We start from the raw sequence: 23,396 nt of genomic DNA, 5'->3' as shown, positions 1-23,396 counted from the left end.
TAAAAAACGAAGCCGTTTCATGAATTATGAAACGGCTTTTCTTTTTGAAATTAACAAAGATTACTTCTTTTTAGAGCAACATTTTTTACTGTCTTTTTTAGACATGTCACAAGTTTTTGCGTCAGATTTAGATTTTTCTTTGCTTGTTGTTTTTGCTGCTGTTTCTTTTTTAGCTGCCGGTTTAGTTTCCTGAGCTGATATACCAACTGAAAATAAAGCAACGGTCAATACTGTAATTACTTTTGTCATTTTTTGTGTTTTTGAAAGTTGATGATTCTGTTTTTGAACGAATCAAATATAAAAGGATTTTCGGTTCGTAAGAATAAGTGTATTGTTAATGTTTTTGTAAATGTGAATTGTCAGATGTTAAAATGTAAAATGTGAACAGTCTTGAATCTGTTTTTTTATTCTTGTTCCTCAGAGTCATACGACCTTTTTATGAAAAATTGAATTAACATTGTTATGAATAAAACGATTATAAAAAAGAAGTTTAAAACTAATAATCCAACAAAAGGCATCCCACAATGAGATCGTCCCTCTAAATTAGAACTAAGGATTTCAGAGGCTAAGAAAAAAAATACAATTTGTGAAATAAAACTAATCAAACACACTTGAGATAAATTTAATTTTATGCTTTCTGCGATAGCTTTTCTTCCAAATAGTATTTGAAAAATTAGTGGTGAAGTGACTAATAAAAAGAGGATAATTCCGGACATGTAATTTGATTTGGGTTAATTGTTTATGTGCTTTGTCAAAATTAATGCCAATTCAAACCGAATGAATAAATAAAATTGTTGTTTTCTTTTTTTTGATTTAGAAGCCTTAACCCTTAATGTTCTAAGCAAACTTATTAACTTACATGGTTAAAAAAACTACTATTAATAATTCAAATTAACACCAAATCCAACACCCATATCACTGTCATAATGCGTCGTGATTCCTAAGTTTCGCGTTGCAATGTATTTCAATCCGGCCATATATTCCTTATCTGTATTCCACATTAAATTCATTCGCAAACGTCTGGATAACGGAATATCTTTTCGTTCCAATTGGAAACGAACATTTCCATCCGTATACACTTCAACTTGCGCTTTTACCAACATGGGTAGGGTGTATTCTAAACCGGCACTAAAAACAGAACGATTGTCTTTTGTGTTTTTTTGTCCGAAAAGGTTTTGTTCTTGTTCGTCCATTCCCATTTTTCTGTAGCGCCAGTCAAAACCAATGAAAGGCATCAACATTTGATTTTTTCCGATGTAGCGTCCAATATGGGTTTCGGTTTCGTAACCGTGACGATCGTTGTAACCCAATCTCCATTCGGTTCCAATGCTCCAGCGGGTGTTGCTGAACATGGCTTCCCCATCATTTCCGTTGCTAGCAAAGTCATTTTCTGCCATAAAATGAAACATTCTATCGTCCATTTTTAGCATTTTGTAGGCCATTTTCGGGTCTTTAATCAACGGGTTCGGTGCTGAATTTTCATAACTGAAAATACGTCCCATTCCAGCCATCATATGGTATAAAATATGACAGTGAAAAAACCAATCGCCATCTGCATTCGCTTGAAATTCGATTGTATCGGTTTCCATTGGCATGATGTCAATTACGTTTTTTAGGGGCGAATAGTCACCATGTTCGTTCAGGATTCTAAAATCATGCCCGTGTAAATGCATCGGATGGCGCATCATTGATCCGTTGTACAATACAATTCGAACGGTTTCGCCTTTTTTAATTAAGATTTTGTCGGTTTCAGAAATTACTTTATTGTCCAGACTCCATACATAACGGTTCATGTTTCCGGACAATTCAAAACGTAATTCTTTTACGGGTGCGTCTTTTGGAAGCGTTGTTTTAGTCGGTGATTTTAGCATTCCGTAATTCAACGTAACAATTTCGGCAGTTTCGGTGCTGTCAGTTGCCATTTGCATTCCTTCCCTATTATGTTGCGAATGGTCCATTGGCTTTGCTGTTTCCTCTTCGCCTGTAATTTCAGGATACATGACGGCATTCATATCCATTTTGTTCAATGTCATATTCATACCCATATCATTCATGTCACCATTCATTTTCATCATGTCGTTCATCATTTTCATACCTTCAAAATATTTCAATTTCGGAAGAGGAGCGATCGGTTGTTTAATTCCATTACCTAAATATAAAGAAGCTGCGCCTGTTCTATCTTCGGCTGTAGCCAAAAAAGCAAAGGATTTATTGTCTTCGGGAATGGTAACTACAATGTCATAGGTTTCAGAAACGGCAATAATCAGACGATCGACTTCTACGGGTTCAACATCGTTACCATCGCTGGCCACGACTGTTATTTTTCCACCTCCGTAAGTCAGCCAAAAATAGCTGGAGGCTCCTCCGTTTGCAATTCGAAGTCTTACTTTTTCTCCAGGTTTGAATTGTGAAAGCTGGTCTTCATTTTTTCCATTGATTAAAAACTTCTCATAATAGACATCACTTACATCCATCGCATTCATTCGTTTCCATTCGTTCGTGACTTTGGTCGAAAAGTGTCCTTGTTTGATGGCTTCGGCATAACTCTGTGTGGTTCCTTTTTTTATAGCAAACCAATCGTTGGCGTTGTGTAGCATTCGTTGTACATTCTCGGGTTTCAAATCGGTCCATTCACTCAAAATAACCGGAACCGTTGGTAAATCGTCAATACCTTTTCTGAAAGTTGGATCGTCTTTCTTTTTATTGATGATAAAAAGTCCGTACAACCCCACTTGTTCCTGAAGTCCGGAATGACTGTGGTACCAATACGTCCCGTTTTGTATAATAGGGAAACTGTACTTGTGCGTTGTTTTTGGTGCAATCGGCATTTGAGTTAAATACGGAACACCGTCTTCTTTATTGGGCAAAAATAAACCGTGCCAATGCAATGAAGTGTTTTCTTTTAATTCGTTATGCACATAAATTTCGGCAGTATCTCCTTCTGTAAAAGTTAGCGTTGGCATTGGAATCTGACCGTTTACGGCAAAAGCGTGTTTTTCCTTTCCGGAAAAGTTGACGATTGTATCGCGTACGTACAGATCATAGCGCACCACTTTTTGGGCTTTTACAGTTACAATAACAAAAAAGGCTAAAATAATATAGTAAGCTTTCATAAGAGTTTAAAGTTTTAAATTTCGCAATCGCAACGCATTTACGATTACAGATACGGAGCTCAGACTCATTGCTAAGGCCGCCAACATAGGCGAAAGCAGAATTCCAAAAAACGGATATAAAATTCCTGCTGCAATTGGCACCCCTAAGACATTGTATATAAAGGCAAAAAACAAGTTTTGTTTGATGTTTGACATTACACCGTGGCTGAGGTTTTTGGCCTTAACAATTCCGTTAAGATCTCCTTTCACCAAGGTTATTTTGGCACTTTCTATAGCAACATCGGTTCCGGTTCCCATGGCAATTCCGATATTGGATTGTGCTAAAGCCGGAGCATCGTTGATTCCGTCTCCCGCCATGGCCACAATTTTTCCTTCGGCTTGCAAACGTTGAATTTCTTTTAGTTTGTCTTCCGGTAAACAATCGGCTTTAAAGGAAGTCAAATGCAAATGATCTGCTACTGCTTTTGCGGTATTATGATTGTCACCGGTTAACATAATCACTTCAACACCTTGATCAATTAAGGCTTTGATTGCTTTGGCACTGTTTTCTTTGATGGCATCTGTAATGGTTACATAACCCAAAACAGTTTGGTCAATTGCGATATAAGAGACCGTTTTGCCTAAGTTTTGTTCTGCGATGATCTTGTTCTCAATAGCTTCAGAAATGGAAGCTTTAACCTGAAGCATCAGTTTTTTATTTCCCAGCGCTACTTTTTTAGCATTAACTGTTCCCAAAACTCCTTTTCCGGCAATAGTTTCAAAATCCGGAACTTCTACTGTGGTACTATTTTTAGCTTTTGCGAAATTTACAACGGCTTGTGCCAAAGGATGCTCACTGTATTGATTTAGCGAAGCGATACTTTGTAATAATAAATCAACATCGTTATCTACAGCATAAATTTTTTCAACTGACGGTTTTCCTTCTGTAATGGTTCCGGTTTTATCCGTAATCAGAACATCGATTTTGTTCATGTTCTCTAACGCTTCCGCATTTTTAATTAGAATACCCAATTGAGCTCCTTTACCCACACCCACCATAACCGACATTGGAGTGGCTAGTCCTAAAGCACATGGACAGGCAATAATTAAAACGGCAATTGCATTGATTAATCCGTACACATAAGCGGGTTCCGGACCAAATTTCGCCCAAGCGATAAAAGTTAGAATCGAAATTAATACGACAGTAGGTACAAAATATTTAGCGACTTTATCGGCTAATTTCTGAATTGGTGCTCTCGAACGGCTGGCATCATTTACCATTTGAATGATCTGTGAAAGCATGGTTTCTGAACCTACTTTTTCGGCAATCATAACAAATGATTTGGTTCCGTTTATCGTTCCATAAATGACAGCATCACCGATTTTTTTATCCACCGGAATTGGCTCTCCGGTGATCATCGATTCGTCGATATTGCTTTCACCTGAAGTGATTTTTCCGTCTACCGGAATTTTTTCTCCCGGTTTTACACGTAATAGATCTCCTTTTTTGATGTTGTGAATAGAGATTACTTTGTCTACTCCATTTTCTACCAGAGTGGCCTCGGTTGGTGCCAATTTTAATAATTCTTTGATCGCGCCGTTGGTTTGTCCGTGTGCTTTTGCTTCCAACAATTGTCCGAGTAGAACTAAAGTTATAATAACGGTTGCGGCTTCAAAATACAAATGAATCGTTCCGTGGTGTGATTTGAATTCTGCGGGAAAAATATCCGGAAAAAACATTCCGGCAATACTGAACAAAAAAGCAACGCTGGTTCCGATTCCGATCAGAGTAAACATGTTCAGATTCCAAGTAAGAATTGATTTCCAGGCACGAACGAAGAACATCCAGCCGGCATAAAAAAGCACCGGAATCGAAAAAAAGAATTGAACCCAATTCCAATTTTCAATAGACATTAATTTGTAAAGCGGATTGTTCGGAATCATTTCCGACATCGAAATAATAAAGAGGGGTAGCGTAAATAATACGGCAATCTTCATTTTTTTTAGTAAATCTAAATAGCTTTTGTTTTCATCATTTTCTGAAGCTTGCATCGGAACCAAATCCATTCCACAAATAGGACAGTCACCGGGTTCATCCGAAATAATTTCCGGATGCATCGGGCAGGTAAACTGCGTATGGGTGATGGCAATCTGTGGTACTAAGTCCATACCACAGACCGGACAATCTCCTGCTTTGTTGTAAGTTTTGTCTCCTTCGCAATGCATTGGACAATAAAAGACTCCTGTAGCGTTATGCGGGATAACAGTCGTTTTTTTTTGTTCGTGATTTTTATGCTCCTGTCCATTTTTAGAAGAACAGCAAGATTTAACGGTTGGTTCTTCAGTGTCTTTCGACGATTTCATTTCAATGGTATATTTTCCGGCTGCAGTTAAAACTTCTTGAAATTTTTCTGTCGCAACATGTTTGTCCATTGTGATCGTTGCCGTTTGTGGATTTAAAGTCACGACGGCCTGAACGCCTTCAATCGTGTTTAAAGTGTTTTCAACCTTGGTGCGGCAACCATTACAGGACATTCCTGAAATTATATATTGATGTGTCATTGCTTTGTTCTTTTAATATTACAATGCAAATTTCCGAAGTAACGGTTACTTCTTGTTGTATAATTTTGAGTATGATTTGTAAGATTTACAAAATTTTATTTAACCGCAAAGGGCGCAAGGTTTTTTTTTGATATGCTGGGCTTTGTAAAAACGCAAAGTCCGCAAAGCTTGGTCTGGAAAACTTTGTGCGTTCAAAATAAATAAACATGATATTTTTAAACCATATAAGTAATATAAGAAAATGTAAGTTTTAATTTGAATGAACTTATATTACTTATATGGTTTAGAATTTTTGCGTAAACCTTTGTGAACCTTGTGGTTGTATTAATGCTTACAAATTCTCAATCTGAATACGTTTCTTGTCTTTCAACTGCTTAAAATAGGTAGGCGTAAAACCTGTAATTTTTTTAAACTGATTGCTTAAATGTGCCACATTACTATAATTGAGTAAATCGGCGATTTCGCTTAACGAAAGTTCATTGTAAATCAGTAGTTCTTTTACTTTTTCTATTTTTTGGCTGATGAAATACTTTTCGATAGTGGTGTTTTCTATTTCCGAGAATAAATTACTGAGCGTACTGTAATCCTGGTTGAGGTTTTCGACCAGATAATCGGATAGGTTGATTTTGAGTTCATTGTTTTTATGATGGACCAGATCGATAATAAGGGTTTTGATCTTTTCGATCGTTTTGCTTTTTTTGTCATCAATCAAATCAAAACCTAAGGCGTTTAGCTTATGGAGTAAAGCTTCTTTTTGATTTTCTGTGATCGCGTCTTTTAATTCAACTTCACCTAATTCTACAGAAATAGTTGGAAGCCCGAGTTTTTCAAACTCAGACTTCACAACCATTTTACATCTGCTGCATACCATGTTTTTGATATAGAGCTTCATCTTTATTTGATCGTTTCTACCACATTTCCGCAAGTCAGCATCGATGAACCATAGTATGGATTCTTAACGGCTTTTTCTTTACTCAACCAATTGGCATCTGCCATAGGGCAATATTGGTAATAAACAGGCTGAGATGCACCGGATGCTTTGATTAGTTCGTAAGTGTTTTTAGACAACGATTTGAAAGTCTCACGTTGTTTTTTAAGATCCTGATTAGATGAAATTGCTTTAGCATCAGAGGTCATTTTTTTCATGACTTTCATCCAGACATTGTGCTCGTTGTTTTTTAGTTTGTCCATTTTTACAGCGCCAATTGAAGCTAATAAAGTGGTTGCTTTCGCTGAAGATGTTTTTGCATCACTTTTGATAAGGGCATCTTTCAAAGCAAAATAATTGTCAAAAACAGCTTGAAGCGAATTGGAGTCCTGCACGTCTGCTATCAATATTTGAGTTTTTACTTCGGTTGCTGTTGTGGTGTTTACAGACAAAGCTATTGTGATTGCTGCTAAAACAGCGTTTATTGTGTTTTTCATTTTGATATATTTTTAATAAGGATTTTAATTCCTTTAAATTAGTTTTTTTCTTTGAGAATTTGTGGGGTTGTGTGAAAGTTTAACTGCAAAGTTCGCGGGGGTTTGCGTGTAGGGGTGTGTTTCTTGCTCGCAAAGTCGCAAAGACGCTAAGTTTTTTGTTTCAAGTTTCAGGTTTCAGGTTGAGACTGTGACTGTGACTGTGACCGAGACTATAAACCGAGACTGTAAACTGAGACTGCTTTTCACCGACAAAACCCACTTATGGCTGTCACGAATGCAATCACTTTATTTTAGGAGGTAACCAAATAGAGGTGAAACCATCAGAAATGTTGGCTTCGTTGTAATAGGAGATCGTTTTTTTTGTTGAAAAATTGAAGCTACTGGTTTGAAGTTCAAAATCATTCGAAGCAGGGACGCTGAATTGTAAAGAAGAGGTTGTGCAATTGGTGTGACTGCATTTACCGTCACAATCGTGTTGCTCTTTTTCTGTCGGATTGGTGTTTTTGCAGCAGTCTTTTGTGCAGTTGCCTTTTTCTTTTTTATCTGAAGAAATTTCTTTTTTTGGAGTATTTTTTTCTGTTTTATTTCCACATGCAAAACCATGACTTGGAATCAGGAAGAAACCAATGGCCAGGAAAAGGAATAATATGCAGGTTTTTTTACTCAAGAAAATCTTATTTGCAATACAAATTTAGGCAAAAATAGTTATCGGAGGATTCTTTTAAGATTTCAATAACTAAAGTCTTTTATAATTTGTAGGGTTCATGTTTTTTCTTTTTCTGAAATAATGTGACAAATGACTTTCATCAGTAAATCCAAATTCATGAGCGACTTGTTTGATTGACAGTTGATTGTTTTGAAAACGTTTTTCGATCAAAGTGGTTCGTAAATTGTGAATATAATCCCGATAGCTAATGGAAAAAGTTCTTTTGAAATAAGAACTAAAATAGGTTTGCGCGATATTAAAATGAGTGGCAATTACTTTGATCTGAACCAATTTTGGCTGATAAATATTTTGATGAATATAAGAAGTGATTTGTTCGTTGTCGATGGCATTTCCTTTAACAACCAGATTCATTCCGCGTAGGGTTTCTTTTATCAAACCAAAGATGGAAAGGATTTGATAGAATACAATTGGTGAATTGGACACATCGGTTTCGCAGTTGTAAGCGGCAATGTTTTCGATTGTATTTCGCAGTATTGTTTTACACGGATCGTCTAATTTCAGAACTATTTCTTTTAGTGTTTTATCACGCATGAAACTTTCCGGAGTGTGGATTAAGAATTCATCGCAGGTTAGGTTTTGTTTCGAATTGAAATAATGATCTGTAAACTTGATATAAAAAAAACGAGTGCTTTTTTTAATATCAAAATAATGTTCGTCATCAGGCGAAATAACAAATAAGTCACCTGATTTATACGGTAATAAATTGTTGTTTAAATGATGAATACCACTTCCTTTTTTGATAAAAATGATTTCATAATAACTATGAGAGTGGGGCGGCAGATGAAATTTTTCATCTTCAAATTCATCTATTACAAGTGTTTTGAATTGATTTAATCTTGGCATAGCGTATATATACAAGTTTATGTCGTAAATATACAATTATTTTTATCAGTAACGGCTTTAAATTTGCAGTATAGAAAATCTATTCCTTTCTTGTAAAAATAAAATGAAAAAAAGTCTTATTGCGCTGTCATTAGGTGGTTTAACGATCGGTATTACAGAGTTTGTAATGATGGGGTTGTTGCCTGATATTGCTTCAGATATGAATGTTTCCATTCCTGTAGCCGGATATTTGATTTCGGCTTACGCACTTGGAGTTGTTATCGGAGCACCTTTATTAGTAATCCTTGGAAGAAATTATGCTCCCAAGAAAATGCTTTTAATTTTAGCTGTGATGCTGACCGTTTTTAACGCTCTTTCGATCATTGCACCGGATTACGAATTTTTATTCGCCTCCAGATTCTTATCGGGATTGCCCCATGGTGCTTTCTTTGGAGTAGGAGCGGTAGTAGCAAGTCGTTTGGCAGATAAAGGCAAAGAAGCTCAGGCGATTGCCATTATGTTTTCAGGTTTGACATTGGCTAATCTGATCGGAGTGCCAATTGGAACCTATATTGGACACCATTTTATCTGGCGTCATACTTTTATACTTATTGCAATTGTCGGTTTGCTTACTTTTTTGTTTCTCTATTTATGGATGCCAAATCTGGAGAAAAATCAAAATGTAAATATGAGAACGCAATTAAAATTTTTCCAACAGATCGATGCCTGGTTAATAATCGGAATTACGGCAGTTGGTTTTGGCGGATTGTTTGCCTGGATTAGTTATATCGCACCTTTATTGACCAACGTATCTAAATTTGCAGCAGAAGATGTTTCGTATATTTTGATTCTGGCAGGTTTGGGAATGGTTGTTGGGAATTTCTTAGGCGGTAAACTGGCCGATAAATTTTCACCGGCACCGACTACCTTAGCGTTATTGTTTGTAATGTCGGTCGATTTGATTTTGGTTTACTTTTTCTCTTTCAATCAGTATGCTTCTTTATTCTTTACTTTCTTAACGGGAGCAATTTCTTTCTCTGTTATTGCACCTATACAGATGTTGATGATTCGTACTGCGAAAGATGCAGAAATGATTGCTTCGGCTTCTTTGCAGGGAAGTTTTAATATAGGGAATGCATTGGGCGCTTTCCTTGGCGGATTACCTCTGGCTGCGGGTTACAGTTATGCTTCACCCAATCTTATCGGGGTTGGAATGTCTGTTGTTGGAATGTTTATCACTTTTGTTCTTATTCAAAGAAGAAGTACCGCGGTGGAAGTACAGGAAGTTAAAGTAGCGTAATTTTTTAAAGAAAAAATAACTTGAGGAGCGTATAAAAGTGTTTGGCTTTGTTCCGGGAAAATGGCACAGATTTCAAGAAAGTGCGTTTTGAACTTTGGCAAAGAGTTAATAATCTGGTTTACGAAAAAAAAGGCCACAGATTAAAAGATTAAAATGATTAAAGAATCTGTGCGAATCTTTTTAATCTGTGGCAAAAATAATTCGTGGCACTATTTTAAAGAGCAAATTAGTTGCTTTGATGTAGAATTTTATTCATAAAAAAAAGGCTGACAATATACGCGTCAGCCTTTTTTGTATTCGAAAAAAAATGATTTTTACCAGCCTTTTACAGCTCCGCCTTTAAATTCTTTTTCGGCCGCTTTTTCAACCTCAACCGATTGGAATGCTTTTAAGAATTTAAGAACTTTTGGATCATTTTTATTGTCTTCTCTTGAAACTACCAGATTTACATACGGTGAATCTTTATCTTCCACAAACAAAGCATCTCTTGATGGAACAAGTCCGGCTTGTGAGGAGAATGTGTTATTGATAATAGCAATTGTTACATTTTGATCGTCTAAGGTTCTTGGAATTTGTGGTGCTTCTAATTCTAAGATTTTTAAGTTCTTTGGATTTTCAGCAATGTCAATTACTTTTGGCAAAAGACCAACATTATCTTTCAATTTTATAAGACCATTTTTTTGAAGTAATAATAACGAACGCCCACCATTTGTCGGGTCATTTGGAATTACGATTGTACTTCCCGGTTTTAATTCAGCAAGTGTTTTTATTTTTCTGGAATAAGCGGCGATTGGATAAATAAAAGTTTTACCGATTATAGCCAATTTGTATCCTCTTTGTTTGGCTTGTGCATCAAGATAAGGTTTGTGCTGAAAAGCATTGGCGTCAATGTCGCCTTGATTTAAAGCTTCGTTTGGTACCACATAATCATTAAAAGAAATGAGTTCAACTTCTAAACCGTATTTGTCTTTTGCTACTTTTTGAGCGGCTTGAGCAACAGCAAATTCCGGCCCTGTAGCAACACCGATTTTTATGTGATTAGGGTCGTTTTTCTTTTCTTTTCCGCAGTTAGAAAGCGTTAAAGCTAAGAGTAGAATCCCTGTAAGTATTGAAAATTTATTTCTGGTATTCATATTTTTATTTTTTAAATTAAAAAGGAGTTTATCTGTGATCGAAATATTTTGAAAGTCTGTCTCCGGTAAATTGTATGATAAATACAAGGGCCACTAGCAAAACTAAAACGGTATTCATAATGGTTGCATCATAACCGATATAACCATATTGGTAACCAATTTGTCCCAGTCCGCCTGCACCAACGGCTCCGCCCATTGCAGAATAGCCAACAAGGGTGATCAGGGTAATGGAGGCCGCATTTATAAGAGATGGAAGTGCTTCCGGTAGTAACACTTTATATACAATTTGTAGTGGTGTGGCGCCTAAAGCTCTTGCTGCTTCGATTAATCCTGAAGGCAGACTCAGTAAACTGTTTTCGACCAATCTTGCAATAAAGGGAGCAGCTCCAATACTTAAAGGAACTAAGGCTGCACTAACTCCAATTGAAGTTCCAACCAAAGCTCTTGTAAAAGGAATCATCCAGACAATTAAAATAATAAACGGAATCGATCGGAAGATGTTTACGAGTATCGAAAGAATTCGGTTGAATACAACGTGTTCTAAAATCTGACCTTTTCGGGTTAGAAAGAGTAATATTCCCGAAGGAAGTCCCAATAAAAAACCGAAGAATCCGGCTAAAAATGTCATTACAATAGTTTCTAATGTACCTTGTAATAGTAGTGTTATAATAGATTCAGACATAGCCTAATAGTTCTGTTTTTACGTGTTTGTCATTAAAAAATTGAATGGCTTCTTTTTGCTGAGTTTCATTACCAGATAATTCAACGATAAGAATTCCGAAATTGGTTTCGCCGGCATAAGCGGTTTGTGCGGTAATAATATTGGCATTCACACCAAACTGAATGGCAGCCTGAGTTAGTATGGGTTCGTTTACCGATTTTCCATTGAGCTCCAATCGCAATAAAGGAAATAAGCCTTCTTTGTAAACCGATTGTAAGCGGTCCTGATACAGTTCGGGAATTTCAATATGTAAAGAGGAAGCTATAAACTCGCGTGTCAATTCGTTTTTTGGATTGGCAAATATCTCGCCCACAGTACCTTGTTCAATTAATTTTCCATTACTGATTACGGCAACCTCATCACAAATTGCTTTCACAACTTCCATTTGGTGTGTGATTAGTAAAATGGTAATGTTCAGACGTTTGTTGATGTCTTTTAATAAATTTAAAATCGATCTGGTCGTTCCGGGGTCTAATGCGCTTGTCGCCTCATCACATAAAAGGACTTTAGGATTATTGGCTAAAGTTCTTGCAATGGCTACACGTTGTTTTTGTCCGCCTGAAAGACTCGCTGGATAATCATTGATTTTTTCGGACAGTCCAACAAGGTCTAATAATTCCAGTACACGTTCTTTGATAGTGCTTTTGGAAGCTCCGGCTAATTCTAATGGAAAAGCCACATTCTCAAAAACGGTACGGGAGGATAAAAGATTAAAATGCTGAAAAATCATTCCGATTTGTCTTCTTTCCTGCGCCAACTGAGAATTACTTAATTGTAATAATGATTTTCCGTCTACAATTACGTCTCCCGAAGTTGGTTTTTCCAGTAAGTTGATACAACGGATCAGGGTGCTTTTTCCTGCTCCGGAGGTACCGATAACTCCAAAAACTTTACCCGCAGGTACGTGAAGTGATACATCCTGAAGAGCGATAATTTCTCTTCCTGTTTTATAAAACTTTTTAGTAATATTCTTTAATTCTATCATATTCTGGTATTTCTAGTCGATTTGAAGAGTAGAAAGAAAAACACAATCTCTCTAAATTTCGCTGCAAATGTAAGTCACATTTTTTTTATAACAAAATCTATCGGCTAAGTAGAATATTAATTAGATGTTAATTATTGCATTTAAAAGCTGCTTATTGTTTAATAATGCGTTGAATTAGAGGGGTGATTTTAGGAATGTTTTATTTTTTTAGGTCTTGCTCTCAGTTTCAGTCTCAGTCTCAGTCTCGGTCTCAGTCTCGGTCTCAGTCTCGGTCTCAGTTTGCAGTTTGTATTTTGCATTTCACAACTTCATAGTAATAAACTAATAATACAATCTAAAATCAAGTAGTTTACAAAGATTGTAATGTTTCTGATACAACTCTTCAACTACTTCGGTAAGATCGTCATTGTCTTGATACAAACTAAAAAAGGCCTTGTCAATAGTGCTGTAACTGGCAATTTTGTTGTAAGTAGATCCATAACCCGAAATAGCACGTGCTCCGGTTATATCCAGAAAGTATTGGGCTTCCTCTGCGGTTAAGTCTAAGATTTTTCTGTTGGCGAAGTGAATTACTTTTCCTTTCATTTTTCCTTCAAAGAGTTCGGCTATTTCTTCCAGACTATAGTAATAATCGTGTAGGCAAATATTGTTGGGCTCTCCGGGCATCACTAAATATATGATTTCATAATCTTTAAAATTATGATCTTCATAAAGTAAAATGTTCAGGCTTTCTTCTAATCCTTCAATAGTGTCGCAGGCTCTGTAGATACTGGCTATACCTTGGTCAATTGCGATTTCTTCTAAATTTTTGACAACCTCAGTTGCGCCAATGGTTTCTACATCGGGAACGCCTTCCAGACAGAAAATAAATTTTTCATAATCCATACCATTATATTTTCCGGGTTTCTATAAGCAACATAGGGGTTGCCTTTGTTCTTCCTGACAAATATATTTTTTATTGTATAAAAAGTAGTAAGCGAAGGGGATTTTTAACGATTTTTTTTAGTGTTTAGCTCTCGGTCTCAGTCTCGGTCTCGGTCTCAGTCTCAGTCTCAGTCTCAGTTTGCGAGTTCGGATTTGAGATGAGACTGTGACTGAAAACTGCAACTGCAAACTAAAAAAAAGACACCAGGTTTTTTGGAATAAAATTTGTGTTAGTCGAGGAGCGATTTAGATGACTATCAAAAAACTATACCAAACTAATCAAATAAAAAACCACTTATGAGAATTTTTAAATGGACGAAGGAACAAACTGTAATTGTATTGTGTCTTGTATTTCAAATTGGACTTTCGCAAAATAGGACACTGGTTGTTGTCGACAAAACAACAGGTTTTCCTATAGATAATGCCGCTATTTTTTCTATAGAGGAAAACGAAGGAACATTTACAAATTCAGAAGGTAAAGCGGCCATTGTATTGAAAAATGGTGCTTTTAAGATCTCAAAATTAGGTTTTGATGATGTTATTTTAGAAAAAGGATGGGAGACTCAATCAGATACAATTTTTATGATTGCCCAAGCAGTTCAACTTGACGAGATCGTTATAAAATCTTTTAATTTAAATAAAGCAATACAATATGTTTTAGATAATTATGCTCGTTTTTACGTTCATACTCCATTTGAAAAAGAGTGCAGTTTTAAAGAAACAGTATCGGTAGATAACCAACTAAAAAGATTAATTCTGAGCAAGATCAACTGGTGGGACAAAACGTATGAATTTCAAAAGAGGAGTAAAATAAAACTGCGATTGGGCGCGATTGATTATAATAAAAATATTCCGCTGGATATTTTTACAGATGTTCCGCGTGTCAATGAGAATAACAGTGGTTATATAAATCCCGGTTCTTTAATTAGTGCAATTTATTTGAATTCGTGTCTTTCGAATTTCGTTAAGTTCAATAAAGATGTAATTGGAGTAGTCGAAGAATCTCCTTCAGATCAGATTATAGTATCTTTTGAGTCGGATTGGGAAACGACTAAAGAAGTTTCTAAAAGAGTAAGAGGTAAAGTTATTTTTGATAAAAAATCTAAGGCCGTTTTAGAATTTAGAAACACGGTCGAATACCAAAACAATTTAACTAAGGGAATTGTAAAAGAGAGTAAAAAGGAATCTATAACAGAAAACAAAACAGCATCCTGGAGATTAACTTTTCATAAAATAGAAAATGATGTACTGGCATTAAAATCTTTTGAAGCCAGCGCGGAAGCATTAATCACCTATGACAATAAAATGCATCCGGTAGTTTTTGAAAATTCCATCTATGTTTTTAAAGAAACGGCAGTTGATAAAGTAAATAATGATGGTTTAATTAATCTTTCGAAACCCATTTATCAAAGTTTGCCTGTTGCAACGATTGCGAGCACAAACACGATACTTTTGAATAAGATTGAAAGTGATTTTATTAATGGTAAATAGTAAAATGTGGTTTGTAAATTGTAAACCTAGACCGTAGACTGAGACTGCACAGCGAGACTAAAGACTAAAGACTAACCACTAACTTCTGCACAGGCTTTTTATGTCCGCAGGCGGCACAGAAGGCAGCTTTTGAAGTTCGATAGGGTTTGTTGCAATTCTCGCAGGGAGAACCGTATAATACAATTCTGTGATGCATGATGACATTGGGGTCCTTTTCTTCATAACCGGAGAGTTCTTTATAATAATCGAGTAGTCCTTTAAAGCGTTCCTGTCTTGTCATAGTACACTTGCCGGTTTGAAAACCGTGACGATACAGTTTTGTTGCTATAAGATGTTCTTCTTCATTCAACATTGGGACTTCTTTTTTGCAACGCCAACACCAAAGATTTTTCATTGTATTATTTTTTATTAATCTAACTTTTGCAATGTTTTGTTGTGATATTCTGCTTTTTGTTTTTTTATCGGCAGCAGTTTTTTACATCTGATTACAAAAATCGTTTTTATTGTAAATAAAAAAACACGTATAAATACCTGTTTTTAGAGAAAAAGAATACTTTAACGAAAAGAAGTTTGTATAGGTTATAGGTGAAGATAATCAGTGGTTTACAGTTGTTGCTTTGTTTTTAGAATTTTTACTTCTATGTAAATCAATCCAAAGATTATTAAAATTTCACCAATAAAGTAGCTTATTCCTAAAGTAGTAAGTCGGTCCAGAAAAAAGAATACCAGTCCAAGTGTTGTAAGACAGTAGATGGAATTGGCCAGAATAATTGGTTTTAATAATTTTCGAATATTGGGTTTGGATATTGTAAAGCAAAAGAAGGAATAGAAGGCAAAAAGAAATGCTGTTAACGACAGCGCAGTGAGAATCGCTCTTGGCATACCAAAATAAATGTCAAAGGGACTGAGAACAAACAATAATAGAACAGCTGTCAAAAGAGCTCCCAAACCATCTAGGAGAAAAATAGTTTTGGGTTTAGATTGTATTTTTTCGATTTGCTTCGAGAACAGATTCATTTTTTATTGGATTAAAAAGAGTTATTTGATTTTGCCTATCGCCTTAAAATGATTGAAATTTATTGGTTTCAGATTTTGCAAATTACCGTTAACAGCAGCTTTTTTCTGTTCGGCATAAGATTATTTGGTTGTTATTTCTTGGATGATAAGGGTATCCAAACAGTTTCCAAAAAGCTATTATTTTATTCTGAATGATGTTATTTTCGCTTTCAAAAAGAAAATGCTCGGAAAGATTCAAATTTCGATCCATAGTTATTCCTTTTTTAAACTCAGAATGCTCTTTTTTAATAGAGTCTAAAAAAATGTGATAATCATCTCTATTTACATATTGGCGTTCTTTAATTCGGGTAATGATTTGATCAAGACTTTTAATCTCTATTTCTTCTTCTTCTTCAGTCTCATTTTGTAAATAATCTAAATAATCGCCAGTTATGTAATCGCCTGACCCCAGCAATTTGTATTCGCTTTTTTCTTTATCATAAATTACATCTCCAACCCCTACTAATGTTGCTCTATCATCATCTCTATCATAATAGCGGTGTTTGTAACCAATAAAAATATATTTTTCAGTATCAATAATATTGTTTATTACATAATTTGGGCTGATTTCTTCGTTGATTATTTTTTGAACTAAATCTTTATCGATTTCAAATTCCATAAATTTTGTCTAATTAGTTTAACTTCTTAAAATCTTCTCCATCGCTTTTCCCTTTGCCAGTTCATCGACCATTTTATCCAGATAACGAATCTTTTGCATGAGTTTATTTTCAATTTCTTCTACACGATAACCACAGATTACCCCCGTGATTTTTGAAACGTTTGCATTCAGTTGCGGCGCTTGTGCAAAAAAGGTTTCAAAATCAGTTTTGTTGTCTATTAATTGTTGTAATTCTTCAGGGCTATATCCGGTTAGCCAGTAAATTATAGTATCTACTTGCTCCTTAGTGCGGCCTTTTTTCTCCGCTTTATTGATGTAATGTGGATAGACACTTGCAAAGAAGGTGGTGAATATTCTATGTTTTTCCATGGGTTTTAATTTCCGGTTTTTCTATACTAACTAATCGTATGGCTCCCAAAGCTGAATTTTGTTGCCTTCCATATCAATAATATGAACAAATTTTCCGTACTCATACGTTTCTATGGTGTCTACGATAGTCACGCCTTCTTTTTTTAATTCTTCGACTAATGCCTCCAAATCGGCGACTCTGTAATTGATCATAAAGTCTTTTGCGGAAGGCTCAAAATATTTTGTGGTTTCGGGAAACGGACTCCATTGGGTAGAGCCATTTTTGGTTGAGTCGGAAGCTTCTTTCCATTCAAAAGTGGCTCCATATTCGTTTGTGTCCAAACCAAGGTGTGTTTTATACCATTCTTTCATTTTGTCAGGATCATTGCATTTAAAAAATATGCCTCCAATACCGGTTACTTTTTTCATTTTTGTTGTTTTTATGGCTAAGTTAAAATAGTTTTTTTTATGCTTTTATGTTTAGAATTAATCGGATGATCTTCCACTGTCACAGGTGATTTTACTTTTTTATTATTTCTTGAATAGCGATTCTGTTTCCTTCGCTGTCCTGGAATTCGGCAACGATAAATCCGTAATTTTCATTTATCGTTTTAGGATACAAAATGGTTCCGTTTTGCGCCAGTACTTTTTGCAAGGTTAGATCAATATTAGCTGTTCTGAAGTAAATTATAACACCCTCTTTTGAAGGTTTGTAAACATCTCCTTTTGCTAATGCTCCCGAAATTCCGCTACGAGTATCTTCAAATGGGAATAAGGTCATTTCGTAATGATCGATTATTTCTCTTTCAAAACTAAAACCAAATACAGTTTTATAGAAATTTTCGGCCCGATTCAGATCGTTCACGGGAATTTCAAAATAGATTACTGGATTTGTTTTGGCCATAGTGGTTTTGTTTAAATGGTTTTACGAAGATTTAGTAAGTCAAACTCCTTAATATTAAAGAAAGAATCCGCTAAATCTGCGTGAAAATTGCTTATCGCTTTGATGCCGAATAAGTAAAACTAAAGATAATACTATTTAGGTAAATTTTGATTTTGAATTACTGCCGTTTTTTTATTTAAGAAATCGCGGGGATTATTTTACGACTTGATAAGAAAGACAAGAGGTCAGTCAAACCTGTTCTTTCTCATTACTCCTGAAGCTAAGCGGACTCATTCCGGTTTGTTTTCTGAAGAATTTTCCAAAATTAGAAGTGTCAGAAAAGTTAAGTTGGAACGCAATTTCCGCGATGTTGAGGTCGGTGTGTTTGATCATCAGTTTGGCCTCTTTAGTAATTCGGTCATTAATTAAGGTAAGCACAGTTAAACCGGTTACGGTTTTAACAGATTTAGACAGGTGGCTGACGCTCACCGTGAGAAGATCGGCATATTCTTCGACTGTTCTTTTAGTGAGATAATGCAAGTTTATCAATTGTATAAACTTTTTGGTGAGTACTTGTTGTGCGTTGGACAGTTTTACTACCTTTTGTTGTTCAATAATCTCAAATTCTTTTAACTGATAAAGCAATGCGAAGAACTTATGAACGGCTATGTTGTAAATAGATTGAGAAGCTTCATAGGCCAGAAATACCTCTTCGAAACAGGGTGCTATGTCTGCGTAATGACTTTGAGTGAGTTGAAATAAATTAGTATTTAAGGTATCAAAGAAAGGAAATTCCTGTACGAAATCGGGTTTAAAAAAATGAAAACTATCCTCTTTAAAGTAGATTAAATAGCCCTCGGTATTTTTGTCTCTGAAAAAACTATAAACCTGCCTTGGAGACTGAAAAACCAAAAAGGATTCCTTTATATTCTCTTCAATATTATTGTAACCCACTTGCGTGTTTCCATTAGAAATTAAAAGTGCTACAAAATAGAAACCTCTGCGAAATGGTGATCGGTAAATATCTCCTTTGTGTTCTGCCAATCTCATACAATAAAACAGAGGATTCGAGGTACGGTGTTCAACACCGGTTGATTCTAAAAAAGAATTGATACTATCGTAAAAGGGAATGTTTTCTTTTTCTTCAGGCATACTGGTTTAAGGTGTTAGTCTAACAGAATAAAGGATTATAACTAATTTACTAAATGTATTTGGACGTATTGCAGGCTAACGATTTAGGGCGCGCTAACATAAAGTCTAATATCGAAAATCAAATCGAATTGTGCAATATTCAAAAGCTCCTTTGTAAGAATAAATTGAAAATGCCGGAATTGACCATTATTGTCCTTTTTTGAACCATTTAAAGCTTTAAAGATCAGGTATCTTTGATTCTTATCAGGAAATGATTATTAATCATGCTATCAAAAAACTTAAAACAAATGAAAATGTTTCTATTAAAAATTCTGGTAGTACTAGTTATTCTAATAGCTGTACTATGTATAATTGCCGCTTTTGCCCCAAAAAAGTATGTCATTACAAGAGAGATTACGATTAATAAACCTGCTGAAAATGTATACGAGTATCTTAGGTTTCTTAATCATCATAGAGAGTTTAATCAATGGTTAAAGTATGATCCGAATACTAAAATTGAATTAAAAGGAAATGCAGATGGACAGGAGGGAGCGATTCTCTCTTTTGAAAGTAAGCATGAAAAATGTGGAAAGGGCGAGTTTGAAAATGTCCGACTTATTAAAAACAAGCAAATAGATTTTAAAATCAGATTTATGGCACCTTATGTTTTTACTGCCGACGGAACTTTGTTCGTTAATGCGGCCAACGAGAATCAAACAAATCTGGTGTGGAAGTACCAAGGAGGGAAGGACTGGCCAATGAATATTATTTTGTTATTTGTAAACATGGATAAAATTATTGGTGCCGATATCGAGAGTACCATGAGAAATATAAAAACGAACACTGAAAAACTATAAACTATGTCATTTGCAACCTATCTAAAAAACATCGAAGAGAAAACAGGTAAAACGCCTCAGGATTTTCAACTTCTTGCCGAACAAAAAGGCTATACGGTAAATGGAGCGATGGGGCCAACTATTAAAGCCACCAATATCATCAACTGGTTAAAAGCCGATTATGATCTCGGACACGGACATGCCACTGCCATGTATGCTTATATTAACGGGAAACGAGAATGATCGTAATGATACTATGGTTCTCAGTACTTATTGTTAATGCCGTTTCGGGCTATTAGTCCCGATTGGTTTAATACTTTTAAAACAAAGCTGACAGGTTTTTAAAACCTGTCAGCTTTGACTTTTTAGTATTTAATTCTCTTTATAAAATTAGATTTGATACAAGGTTTTTTTTGCTTTACGGGTATATCTCATTTAAAATGATAAGATTGCAAAAAAACACATCGATAATTGAATTATTTTTCCTGTTCTAAATTATCAACATCAGAAATCTGATCCAGTATATTGGTTTGGTTGGGTGAGACGTAATTTTTCGTTTCATTAGCATTTTCTTTCTTAAAAAGAATATCTAATGCGTTGTACAATTTTAATAAAACATCTTTGTCTTCTTTTGCAATATCTAGAGCAGTATTAAAATTAAAAACATAATTGTTCGAATTGCGTACTTCTACTTTTATCGTTTTTGATGTGATTTTAAATTTTACTATATCCATTGTTTGTAAATTACTTAGTTTGCAAAACGTTGTTTTCAAGGGAGTTATTGTCCCTTTTTTTTGAAATAAAACACCAATAAAAAACCCCTAATCAATGGATGATTAGGGGGTTGTTTTTGTAGCGAGGACGGGAGTTGAACCCGTGACCTCAGGGTTATGAATCCTGCGCTCTAACCAACTGAGCTACCTCGCCAAGACTGCTATCAGGAATGATTCCTTCATTGCGGGTGCAAAGATAGAAATAATATTAAATGGTACAAGCAAAAAATGAAGAAAAAAAAATATTTTTAAAAATGCATTGTTTTCGGACATATATTCTTATATTTCCAAAAAAAATAAAAGTAGCTCATGGATACAAAAATACGTTACGAAATCGAGTTTCCTATAAATTCTTCGCCGCAATTATTATATCAATATATATCCACTCCGTCAGGTTTGTCTGAATGGTTTGCTGATAATGTAAATTCACGGGGAGAATTTTTTACTTTCATCTGGAATGATTCACAGGAAAAAGCACGCCTGGCTTCTAAAAAAACAGGTGAAAAAGTAAAGTTTAAATGGGTTGATGAAAGTAGTAAGGATACAGAGTACTTTTTTGAATTGCATATTTTAGTTGATGAATTGACTAAAGATGTATCATTAATGGTAGTCGATTTTGCTGAAAAAGAAGAAGTTAGCGAGGCTAAACAATTGTGGGAAAATCAAATCTCAGATTTGAAACATCTTATCGGATCTGTTTAGTAAAAGTCTATTTTAAGCGTTATATTTGCCCTGAACAAAATTCAGGGTTTTTTTATGATCAATTTTAACGGAAACATGGTAGCGCAGGACGAGAATATACTAACTCAAAATCGTGCTTTTTTGTATGGAGATGGTGTTTTTGAAACACTAAAAATAGTCAATAACAAGATATTGTTTCTTGAAGATCATTATTTCAGACTGATGGCTTCCATGCGAGTGGTGAGAATGGAAATCCCGATGAATTTTACCATGGAGTATTTTGAAGAGGAAGTTTTGAAAGTAATCCGTGAAAACCAATTTTCGGCAGCCGCAAGAGCTCGAATTACCGTTTTTAGAAACGATGGAGGTTTGTATTTACCAAAAACAAACGATGTTTCATTTTTAATTCACGCAACTACTCTCGAAAGCGCTTTGTATAGCCTAAATAAGGCTTATTATGAAGTTGATTTGTATAAAGATTTCTTTGTAACCAAACAATTGTTATCGTCCATTAAAACGACTAATAAGTTGATTAATGTCACGGGAAGTATATTTGCTCACGAAAATGGCTTAGACAATTGTATTTTGTTAAACGATACTAAAAATGTGGTTGAGGCATTACAAGGGAATCTGTTTATGGTTGTCGGTAAAAAACTGAGTACACCACCCGTTTCTGAGGGTTGTCTGAACGGTGTAATGCGCAAGCAAATTTTAGCATTGGCTAAAAAAGTGGAAGGAATAGAAGTGGTTGAAGAAATAATTTCGCCTTTTGATCTTCAAAAAGCAGACGAGTTATTTTTAACAAATGTAATCACAGGAATACAGCCGATAAGTAAATATCGAAAAAAAGAGTTTACAAGTAATCTGGCGCATTTATTGGTGCAAAAACTAAATGAATCCATATCTGAAAATTAATTCAGATATGGGTTTTCGGGTGCATTTGACCAAATAAGGTAATCTCCGCCCAGCTCTATTATTTGCTCTTTCCAAAAATGAGTGGTGGATTTTCCGATAATTTTGTTTTTGTAATTATTATCAGCAATTATCCAGGAGTTTCCTTGCATTTCACTTTCGAGTTGATTTTCATCCCAACCGGTGTAACCTAAGAAAAAACGAATATTATTTTTGTTAATAGATCCGTCGTTAATTAAGTCTTTCGTTGATTCAAAATCACCTCCCCAATAAATCCCATTAGAAATTTCAACACTATTCGGGATTAATTCTGGAATATTGTGAATGAAATAGAGGTTATCCTGCTCTACAGGTCCTCCATTATATATCTTGAAAGAAGCTTCAATCTCAGGTATCAGGTCATTAATAGTGTACTTTAAAGGTTTATTAATGATAAATCCTATTGATCCTTCTTTGTTATGGTCTGCTAATAAAATTACCGATCTGTTAAAAGATAAATCTCCAATTATTGAAGGCTCGGCAATAAGCAGGTGTCCTTTTTTTAATTTTTCTGAAATCATACGGTTACAATTTTTATTAAATTTAGTTATAAAATTTTAAAAATCCCAAATAAAATCGTTAAACCGCATAAAAAAACCCTCCACATGGAAGGGTTTTGATTATATTATAAGTTTAGAGAACTTTCTTACTTAGTTCACTGCACCTTCTAATTCAGCACCAGCTTTAAATTTTACTACATTTTTAGCAGCAATTTTGATAGTTTTTCCAGTTTGTGGATTTCTACCGTCTCTTGCAGCTCTAGCAGATACTGACCATGATCCGAACCCTACTAATGAAATTCTTCCTCCTTTTTTCAAAGTAGTCCCTACATTACCTAAAAAAGACTCTAAAGCTAATTTAGCCGCAGCTTTAGTAATTCCTGCATCAGCAGCGATAGCATCGATTAATTCTGATTTGTTCATAATAATTAGTTAT

26 protein-coding genes and 1 tRNA gene are annotated in these 23,396 nt (G+C 35.1%); 6 read left to right on the top strand and 21 right to left on the bottom strand.

Annotation, left to right across the window (positions count from 1 at the left end):
- Positions 1 to 60: 60 nt before the first annotated feature.
- The 7 genes from LNP23_RS00920 to LNP23_RS00890 form a co-directional block, all read right to left on the bottom strand.
- Positions 61 to 249: a hypothetical protein gene (locus LNP23_RS00920; RefSeq protein ID WP_131701513.1), complete on the bottom strand. Its 189-nt coding sequence runs from the start codon at positions 247 to 249 to the stop codon at positions 61 to 63.
- A gap of 629 nt (positions 250 to 878) precedes the next feature.
- Positions 879 to 3,113 carry a multicopper oxidase domain-containing protein gene (locus LNP23_RS00915; protein WP_230003143.1) on the bottom strand — a complete coding sequence of 745 codons (2,235 nt, stop codon included), beginning with the start codon at positions 3,111 to 3,113 and terminating at the stop codon, positions 879 to 881.
- A 6-nt stretch (positions 3,114 to 3,119) separates the two neighbouring features.
- Positions 3,120 to 5,654 (bottom strand): heavy metal translocating P-type ATPase, encoded by a 2,535-nt coding sequence (locus LNP23_RS00910; RefSeq protein ID WP_230003141.1) that lies wholly within the window; start codon positions 5,652 to 5,654, stop codon positions 3,120 to 3,122.
- Between the two features lie 331 nt (positions 5,655 to 5,985).
- On the bottom strand, positions 5,986 to 6,546 hold the full coding sequence (locus tag LNP23_RS00905) for a helix-turn-helix domain-containing protein (protein ID WP_047774029.1): 561 nt from the start codon (positions 6,544 to 6,546) through the stop codon (positions 5,986 to 5,988).
- A gap of 2 nt (positions 6,547 to 6,548) precedes the next feature.
- Positions 6,549 to 7,079 carry a DUF3347 domain-containing protein gene (locus tag LNP23_RS00900; protein ID WP_230003139.1) on the bottom strand — a complete coding sequence of 177 codons (531 nt, stop codon included), beginning with the start codon at positions 7,077 to 7,079 and terminating at the stop codon, positions 6,549 to 6,551.
- Positions 7,080 to 7,359: 280 nt separating this feature from the next.
- Complete coding sequence (locus LNP23_RS00895; RefSeq protein WP_230003138.1) at positions 7,360 to 7,746, bottom strand: hypothetical protein; 387 nt, start codon at positions 7,744 to 7,746, stop codon at positions 7,360 to 7,362.
- Positions 7,747 to 7,815: 69 nt separating this feature from the next.
- A complete protein-coding gene (locus LNP23_RS00890) occupies positions 7,816 to 8,649 on the bottom strand; it encodes an AraC family transcriptional regulator (RefSeq protein WP_230003136.1) in 834 nt (277 codons plus the stop codon).
- Positions 8,650 to 8,752: 103 nt separating this feature from the next.
- Here LNP23_RS00890 and LNP23_RS00885 point away from each other — a divergent pair, with 103 nt between their 5' ends.
- The gene (locus LNP23_RS00885) at positions 8,753 to 9,928 is read left to right on the top strand and encodes an MFS transporter (RefSeq protein ID WP_230003134.1); all 1,176 of its coding nucleotides are present in this window, start codon (positions 8,753 to 8,755) and stop codon (positions 9,926 to 9,928) included.
- Between the two features lie 314 nt (positions 9,929 to 10,242).
- On the opposite strand, the gene metQ is transcribed toward LNP23_RS00885, so the two are convergent.
- From metQ to LNP23_RS00865, 4 genes are all read right to left on the bottom strand, one after another.
- Positions 10,243 to 11,061: a methionine ABC transporter substrate-binding lipoprotein MetQ gene (gene metQ, locus LNP23_RS00880; RefSeq protein ID WP_047774021.1), complete on the bottom strand. Its 819-nt coding sequence runs from the start codon at positions 11,059 to 11,061 to the stop codon at positions 10,243 to 10,245.
- Between the two features lie 28 nt (positions 11,062 to 11,089).
- A complete protein-coding gene (gene metI, locus LNP23_RS00875) occupies positions 11,090 to 11,743 on the bottom strand; it encodes a methionine ABC transporter permease MetI (RefSeq protein WP_047774019.1) in 654 nt (217 codons plus the stop codon).
- A complete protein-coding gene (gene metN / locus LNP23_RS00870; RefSeq protein WP_230003133.1) occupies positions 11,736 to 12,767 on the bottom strand; it encodes a methionine ABC transporter ATP-binding protein MetN in 1,032 nt (343 codons plus the stop codon). The genes metI and metN overlap by 8 nt, the downstream gene beginning before the upstream one ends.
- Positions 12,768 to 13,088: 321 nt before the next feature.
- A complete protein-coding gene (locus tag LNP23_RS00865) occupies positions 13,089 to 13,652 on the bottom strand; it encodes a DUF6642 family protein (RefSeq protein ID WP_047774015.1) in 564 nt (187 codons plus the stop codon).
- Positions 13,653 to 13,988: 336 nt separating this feature from the next.
- Here LNP23_RS00865 and LNP23_RS00860 point away from each other — a divergent pair, with 336 nt between their 5' ends.
- Positions 13,989 to 15,182, top strand: coding sequence for a peptidase associated/transthyretin-like domain-containing protein (locus LNP23_RS00860; RefSeq protein ID WP_230003131.1), 1,194 nt, complete (start codon positions 13,989 to 13,991; stop codon positions 15,180 to 15,182).
- A gap of 64 nt (positions 15,183 to 15,246) precedes the next feature.
- Here the strand turns inward: LNP23_RS00860 and LNP23_RS00855 are convergent, their stop codons facing one another.
- The 6 genes from LNP23_RS00855 to LNP23_RS00830 form a co-directional block, all read right to left on the bottom strand.
- Positions 15,247 to 15,576: a hypothetical protein gene (locus LNP23_RS00855; protein WP_047774009.1), complete on the bottom strand. Its 330-nt coding sequence runs from the start codon at positions 15,574 to 15,576 to the stop codon at positions 15,247 to 15,249.
- Positions 15,577 to 16,287: 711 nt separating this feature from the next.
- Positions 16,288 to 16,857: a hypothetical protein gene (locus tag LNP23_RS00850; protein WP_230003129.1), complete on the bottom strand. Its 570-nt coding sequence runs from the start codon at positions 16,855 to 16,857 to the stop codon at positions 16,288 to 16,290.
- Between the two features lie 18 nt (positions 16,858 to 16,875).
- On the bottom strand, positions 16,876 to 17,226 hold the full coding sequence (locus LNP23_RS00845; RefSeq protein ID WP_230003128.1) for a DUF2200 domain-containing protein: 351 nt from the start codon (positions 17,224 to 17,226) through the stop codon (positions 16,876 to 16,878).
- 30 nt (positions 17,227 to 17,256) lie between these two features.
- Complete coding sequence (locus tag LNP23_RS00840) at positions 17,257 to 17,634, bottom strand: VOC family protein (RefSeq protein ID WP_230003126.1); 378 nt, start codon at positions 17,632 to 17,634, stop codon at positions 17,257 to 17,259.
- A 91-nt stretch (positions 17,635 to 17,725) separates the two neighbouring features.
- Positions 17,726 to 18,109 carry a VOC family protein gene (locus tag LNP23_RS00835; protein ID WP_230003124.1) on the bottom strand — a complete coding sequence of 128 codons (384 nt, stop codon included), beginning with the start codon at positions 18,107 to 18,109 and terminating at the stop codon, positions 17,726 to 17,728.
- 228 nt (positions 18,110 to 18,337) lie between these two features.
- Positions 18,338 to 19,240, bottom strand: a complete 903-nt coding sequence (locus LNP23_RS00830) for a helix-turn-helix domain-containing protein (protein ID WP_230003122.1) — start codon at positions 19,238 to 19,240, stop codon at positions 18,338 to 18,340.
- Positions 19,241 to 19,533: 293 nt separating this feature from the next.
- Between LNP23_RS00830 and LNP23_RS00825 the strand changes: the two genes are divergently transcribed.
- A complete protein-coding gene (locus tag LNP23_RS00825) occupies positions 19,534 to 20,076 on the top strand; it encodes an SRPBCC family protein (protein WP_230003121.1) in 543 nt (180 codons plus the stop codon).
- A gap of 3 nt (positions 20,077 to 20,079) precedes the next feature.
- Positions 20,080 to 20,298: a DUF4287 domain-containing protein gene (locus LNP23_RS00820; RefSeq protein ID WP_230003119.1), complete on the top strand. Its 219-nt coding sequence runs from the start codon at positions 20,080 to 20,082 to the stop codon at positions 20,296 to 20,298.
- A 233-nt stretch (positions 20,299 to 20,531) separates the two neighbouring features.
- Here the strand turns inward: LNP23_RS00820 and LNP23_RS00815 are convergent, their stop codons facing one another.
- Entirely contained in the window at positions 20,532 to 20,789 is a 258-nt protein-coding gene (locus LNP23_RS00815; protein WP_047773996.1) for a hypothetical protein, read from the bottom strand.
- A 119-nt stretch (positions 20,790 to 20,908) separates the two neighbouring features.
- A tRNA-Met gene (locus LNP23_RS00810) sits at positions 20,909 to 20,982 on the bottom strand.
- Positions 20,983 to 21,137: 155 nt separating this feature from the next.
- Between LNP23_RS00810 and LNP23_RS00805 the strand changes: the two genes are divergently transcribed.
- Complete coding sequence (locus tag LNP23_RS00805; protein ID WP_047773995.1) at positions 21,138 to 21,530, top strand: START-like domain-containing protein; 393 nt, start codon at positions 21,138 to 21,140, stop codon at positions 21,528 to 21,530.
- 54 nt (positions 21,531 to 21,584) lie between these two features.
- Positions 21,585 to 22,424: an aminotransferase class IV gene (locus LNP23_RS00800; RefSeq protein WP_230003117.1), complete on the top strand. Its 840-nt coding sequence runs from the start codon at positions 21,585 to 21,587 to the stop codon at positions 22,422 to 22,424.
- Here the strand turns inward: LNP23_RS00800 and LNP23_RS00795 are convergent.
- A complete protein-coding gene (locus LNP23_RS00795; protein ID WP_047773992.1) occupies positions 22,421 to 22,981 on the bottom strand; it encodes a YqgE/AlgH family protein in 561 nt (186 codons plus the stop codon). The genes LNP23_RS00800 and LNP23_RS00795 overlap by 4 nt on opposite strands.
- Positions 22,982 to 23,110: 129 nt before the next feature.
- Positions 23,111 to 23,383, bottom strand: a complete 273-nt coding sequence (locus LNP23_RS00790) for an HU family DNA-binding protein (protein ID WP_012022249.1) — start codon at positions 23,381 to 23,383, stop codon at positions 23,111 to 23,113.
- Between the last annotated feature and the right edge of the window lie 13 nt (positions 23,384 to 23,396).

This window comes from Flavobacterium cupriresistens (genome assembly GCF_020911925.1).
Taxonomy (GTDB): Bacteria; Bacteroidota; Bacteroidia; order Flavobacteriales; family Flavobacteriaceae; genus Flavobacterium; species Flavobacterium cupriresistens.
The sequence above is the reverse complement of the archived record's forward strand: the minus strand, read 5'-3'. Positions and strand labels throughout refer to the sequence as shown.

Bases quoted from the DNA above. Each gene is read 5' to 3' on its own strand.
- LNP23_RS00920 (WP_131701513.1), bottom strand. From the start codon at position 249: ATGACAAAAGTAATTACAGTATTGACCGTTGCTTTATTTTCAGTTGGT.
- LNP23_RS00915 (WP_230003143.1), bottom strand. From the start codon at position 3,113: ATGAAAGCTTACTATATTATTTTAGCCTTTTTTGTTATTGTAACTGTA.
- LNP23_RS00910 (WP_230003141.1), bottom strand. From the start codon at position 5,654: ATGACACATCAATATATAATTTCAGGAATGTCCTGTAATGGTTGCCGC.
- LNP23_RS00905 (WP_047774029.1), bottom strand. From the start codon at position 6,546: ATGAAGCTCTATATCAAAAACATGGTATGCAGCAGATGTAAAATGGTT.
- LNP23_RS00900 (WP_230003139.1), bottom strand. From the start codon at position 7,079: ATGAAAAACACAATAAACGCTGTTTTAGCAGCAATCACAATAGCTTTG.
- LNP23_RS00890 (WP_230003136.1), bottom strand. From the start codon at position 8,649: ATGCCAAGATTAAATCAATTCAAAACACTTGTAATAGATGAATTTGAA.
- LNP23_RS00885 (WP_230003134.1), top strand. From the start codon at position 8,753: ATGAAAAAAAGTCTTATTGCGCTGTCATTAGGTGGTTTAACGATCGGT.
- metQ (WP_047774021.1), bottom strand. From the start codon at position 11,061: ATGAATACCAGAAATAAATTTTCAATACTTACAGGGATTCTACTCTTA.
- metI (WP_047774019.1), bottom strand. From the start codon at position 11,743: ATGTCTGAATCTATTATAACACTACTATTACAAGGTACATTAGAAACT.
- metN (WP_230003133.1), bottom strand. From the start codon at position 12,767: ATGATAGAATTAAAGAATATTACTAAAAAGTTTTATAAAACAGGAAGA.
- LNP23_RS00865 (WP_047774015.1), bottom strand. From the start codon at position 13,652: ATGGATTATGAAAAATTTATTTTCTGTCTGGAAGGCGTTCCCGATGTA.
- LNP23_RS00860 (WP_230003131.1), top strand. From the start codon at position 13,989: ATGAGAATTTTTAAATGGACGAAGGAACAAACTGTAATTGTATTGTGT.
- LNP23_RS00855 (WP_047774009.1), bottom strand. From the start codon at position 15,576: ATGAAAAATCTTTGGTGTTGGCGTTGCAAAAAAGAAGTCCCAATGTTG.
- LNP23_RS00850 (WP_230003129.1), bottom strand. From the start codon at position 16,857: ATGGAATTTGAAATCGATAAAGATTTAGTTCAAAAAATAATCAACGAA.
- LNP23_RS00845 (WP_230003128.1), bottom strand. From the start codon at position 17,226: ATGGAAAAACATAGAATATTCACCACCTTCTTTGCAAGTGTCTATCCA.
- LNP23_RS00840 (WP_230003126.1), bottom strand. From the start codon at position 17,634: ATGAAAAAAGTAACCGGTATTGGAGGCATATTTTTTAAATGCAATGAT.
- LNP23_RS00835 (WP_230003124.1), bottom strand. From the start codon at position 18,109: ATGGCCAAAACAAATCCAGTAATCTATTTTGAAATTCCCGTGAACGAT.
- LNP23_RS00830 (WP_230003122.1), bottom strand. From the start codon at position 19,240: ATGCCTGAAGAAAAAGAAAACATTCCCTTTTACGATAGTATCAATTCT.
- LNP23_RS00825 (WP_230003121.1), top strand. From the start codon at position 19,534: ATGTTTCTATTAAAAATTCTGGTAGTACTAGTTATTCTAATAGCTGTA.
- LNP23_RS00820 (WP_230003119.1), top strand. From the start codon at position 20,080: ATGTCATTTGCAACCTATCTAAAAAACATCGAAGAGAAAACAGGTAAA.
- LNP23_RS00815 (WP_047773996.1), bottom strand. From the start codon at position 20,789: ATGGATATAGTAAAATTTAAAATCACATCAAAAACGATAAAAGTAGAA.
- LNP23_RS00805 (WP_047773995.1), top strand. From the start codon at position 21,138: ATGGATACAAAAATACGTTACGAAATCGAGTTTCCTATAAATTCTTCG.
- LNP23_RS00800 (WP_230003117.1), top strand. From the start codon at position 21,585: ATGATCAATTTTAACGGAAACATGGTAGCGCAGGACGAGAATATACTA.
- LNP23_RS00795 (WP_047773992.1), bottom strand. From the start codon at position 22,981: ATGATTTCAGAAAAATTAAAAAAAGGACACCTGCTTATTGCCGAGCCT.
- LNP23_RS00790 (WP_012022249.1), bottom strand. From the start codon at position 23,383: ATGAACAAATCAGAATTAATCGATGCTATCGCTGCTGATGCAGGAATT.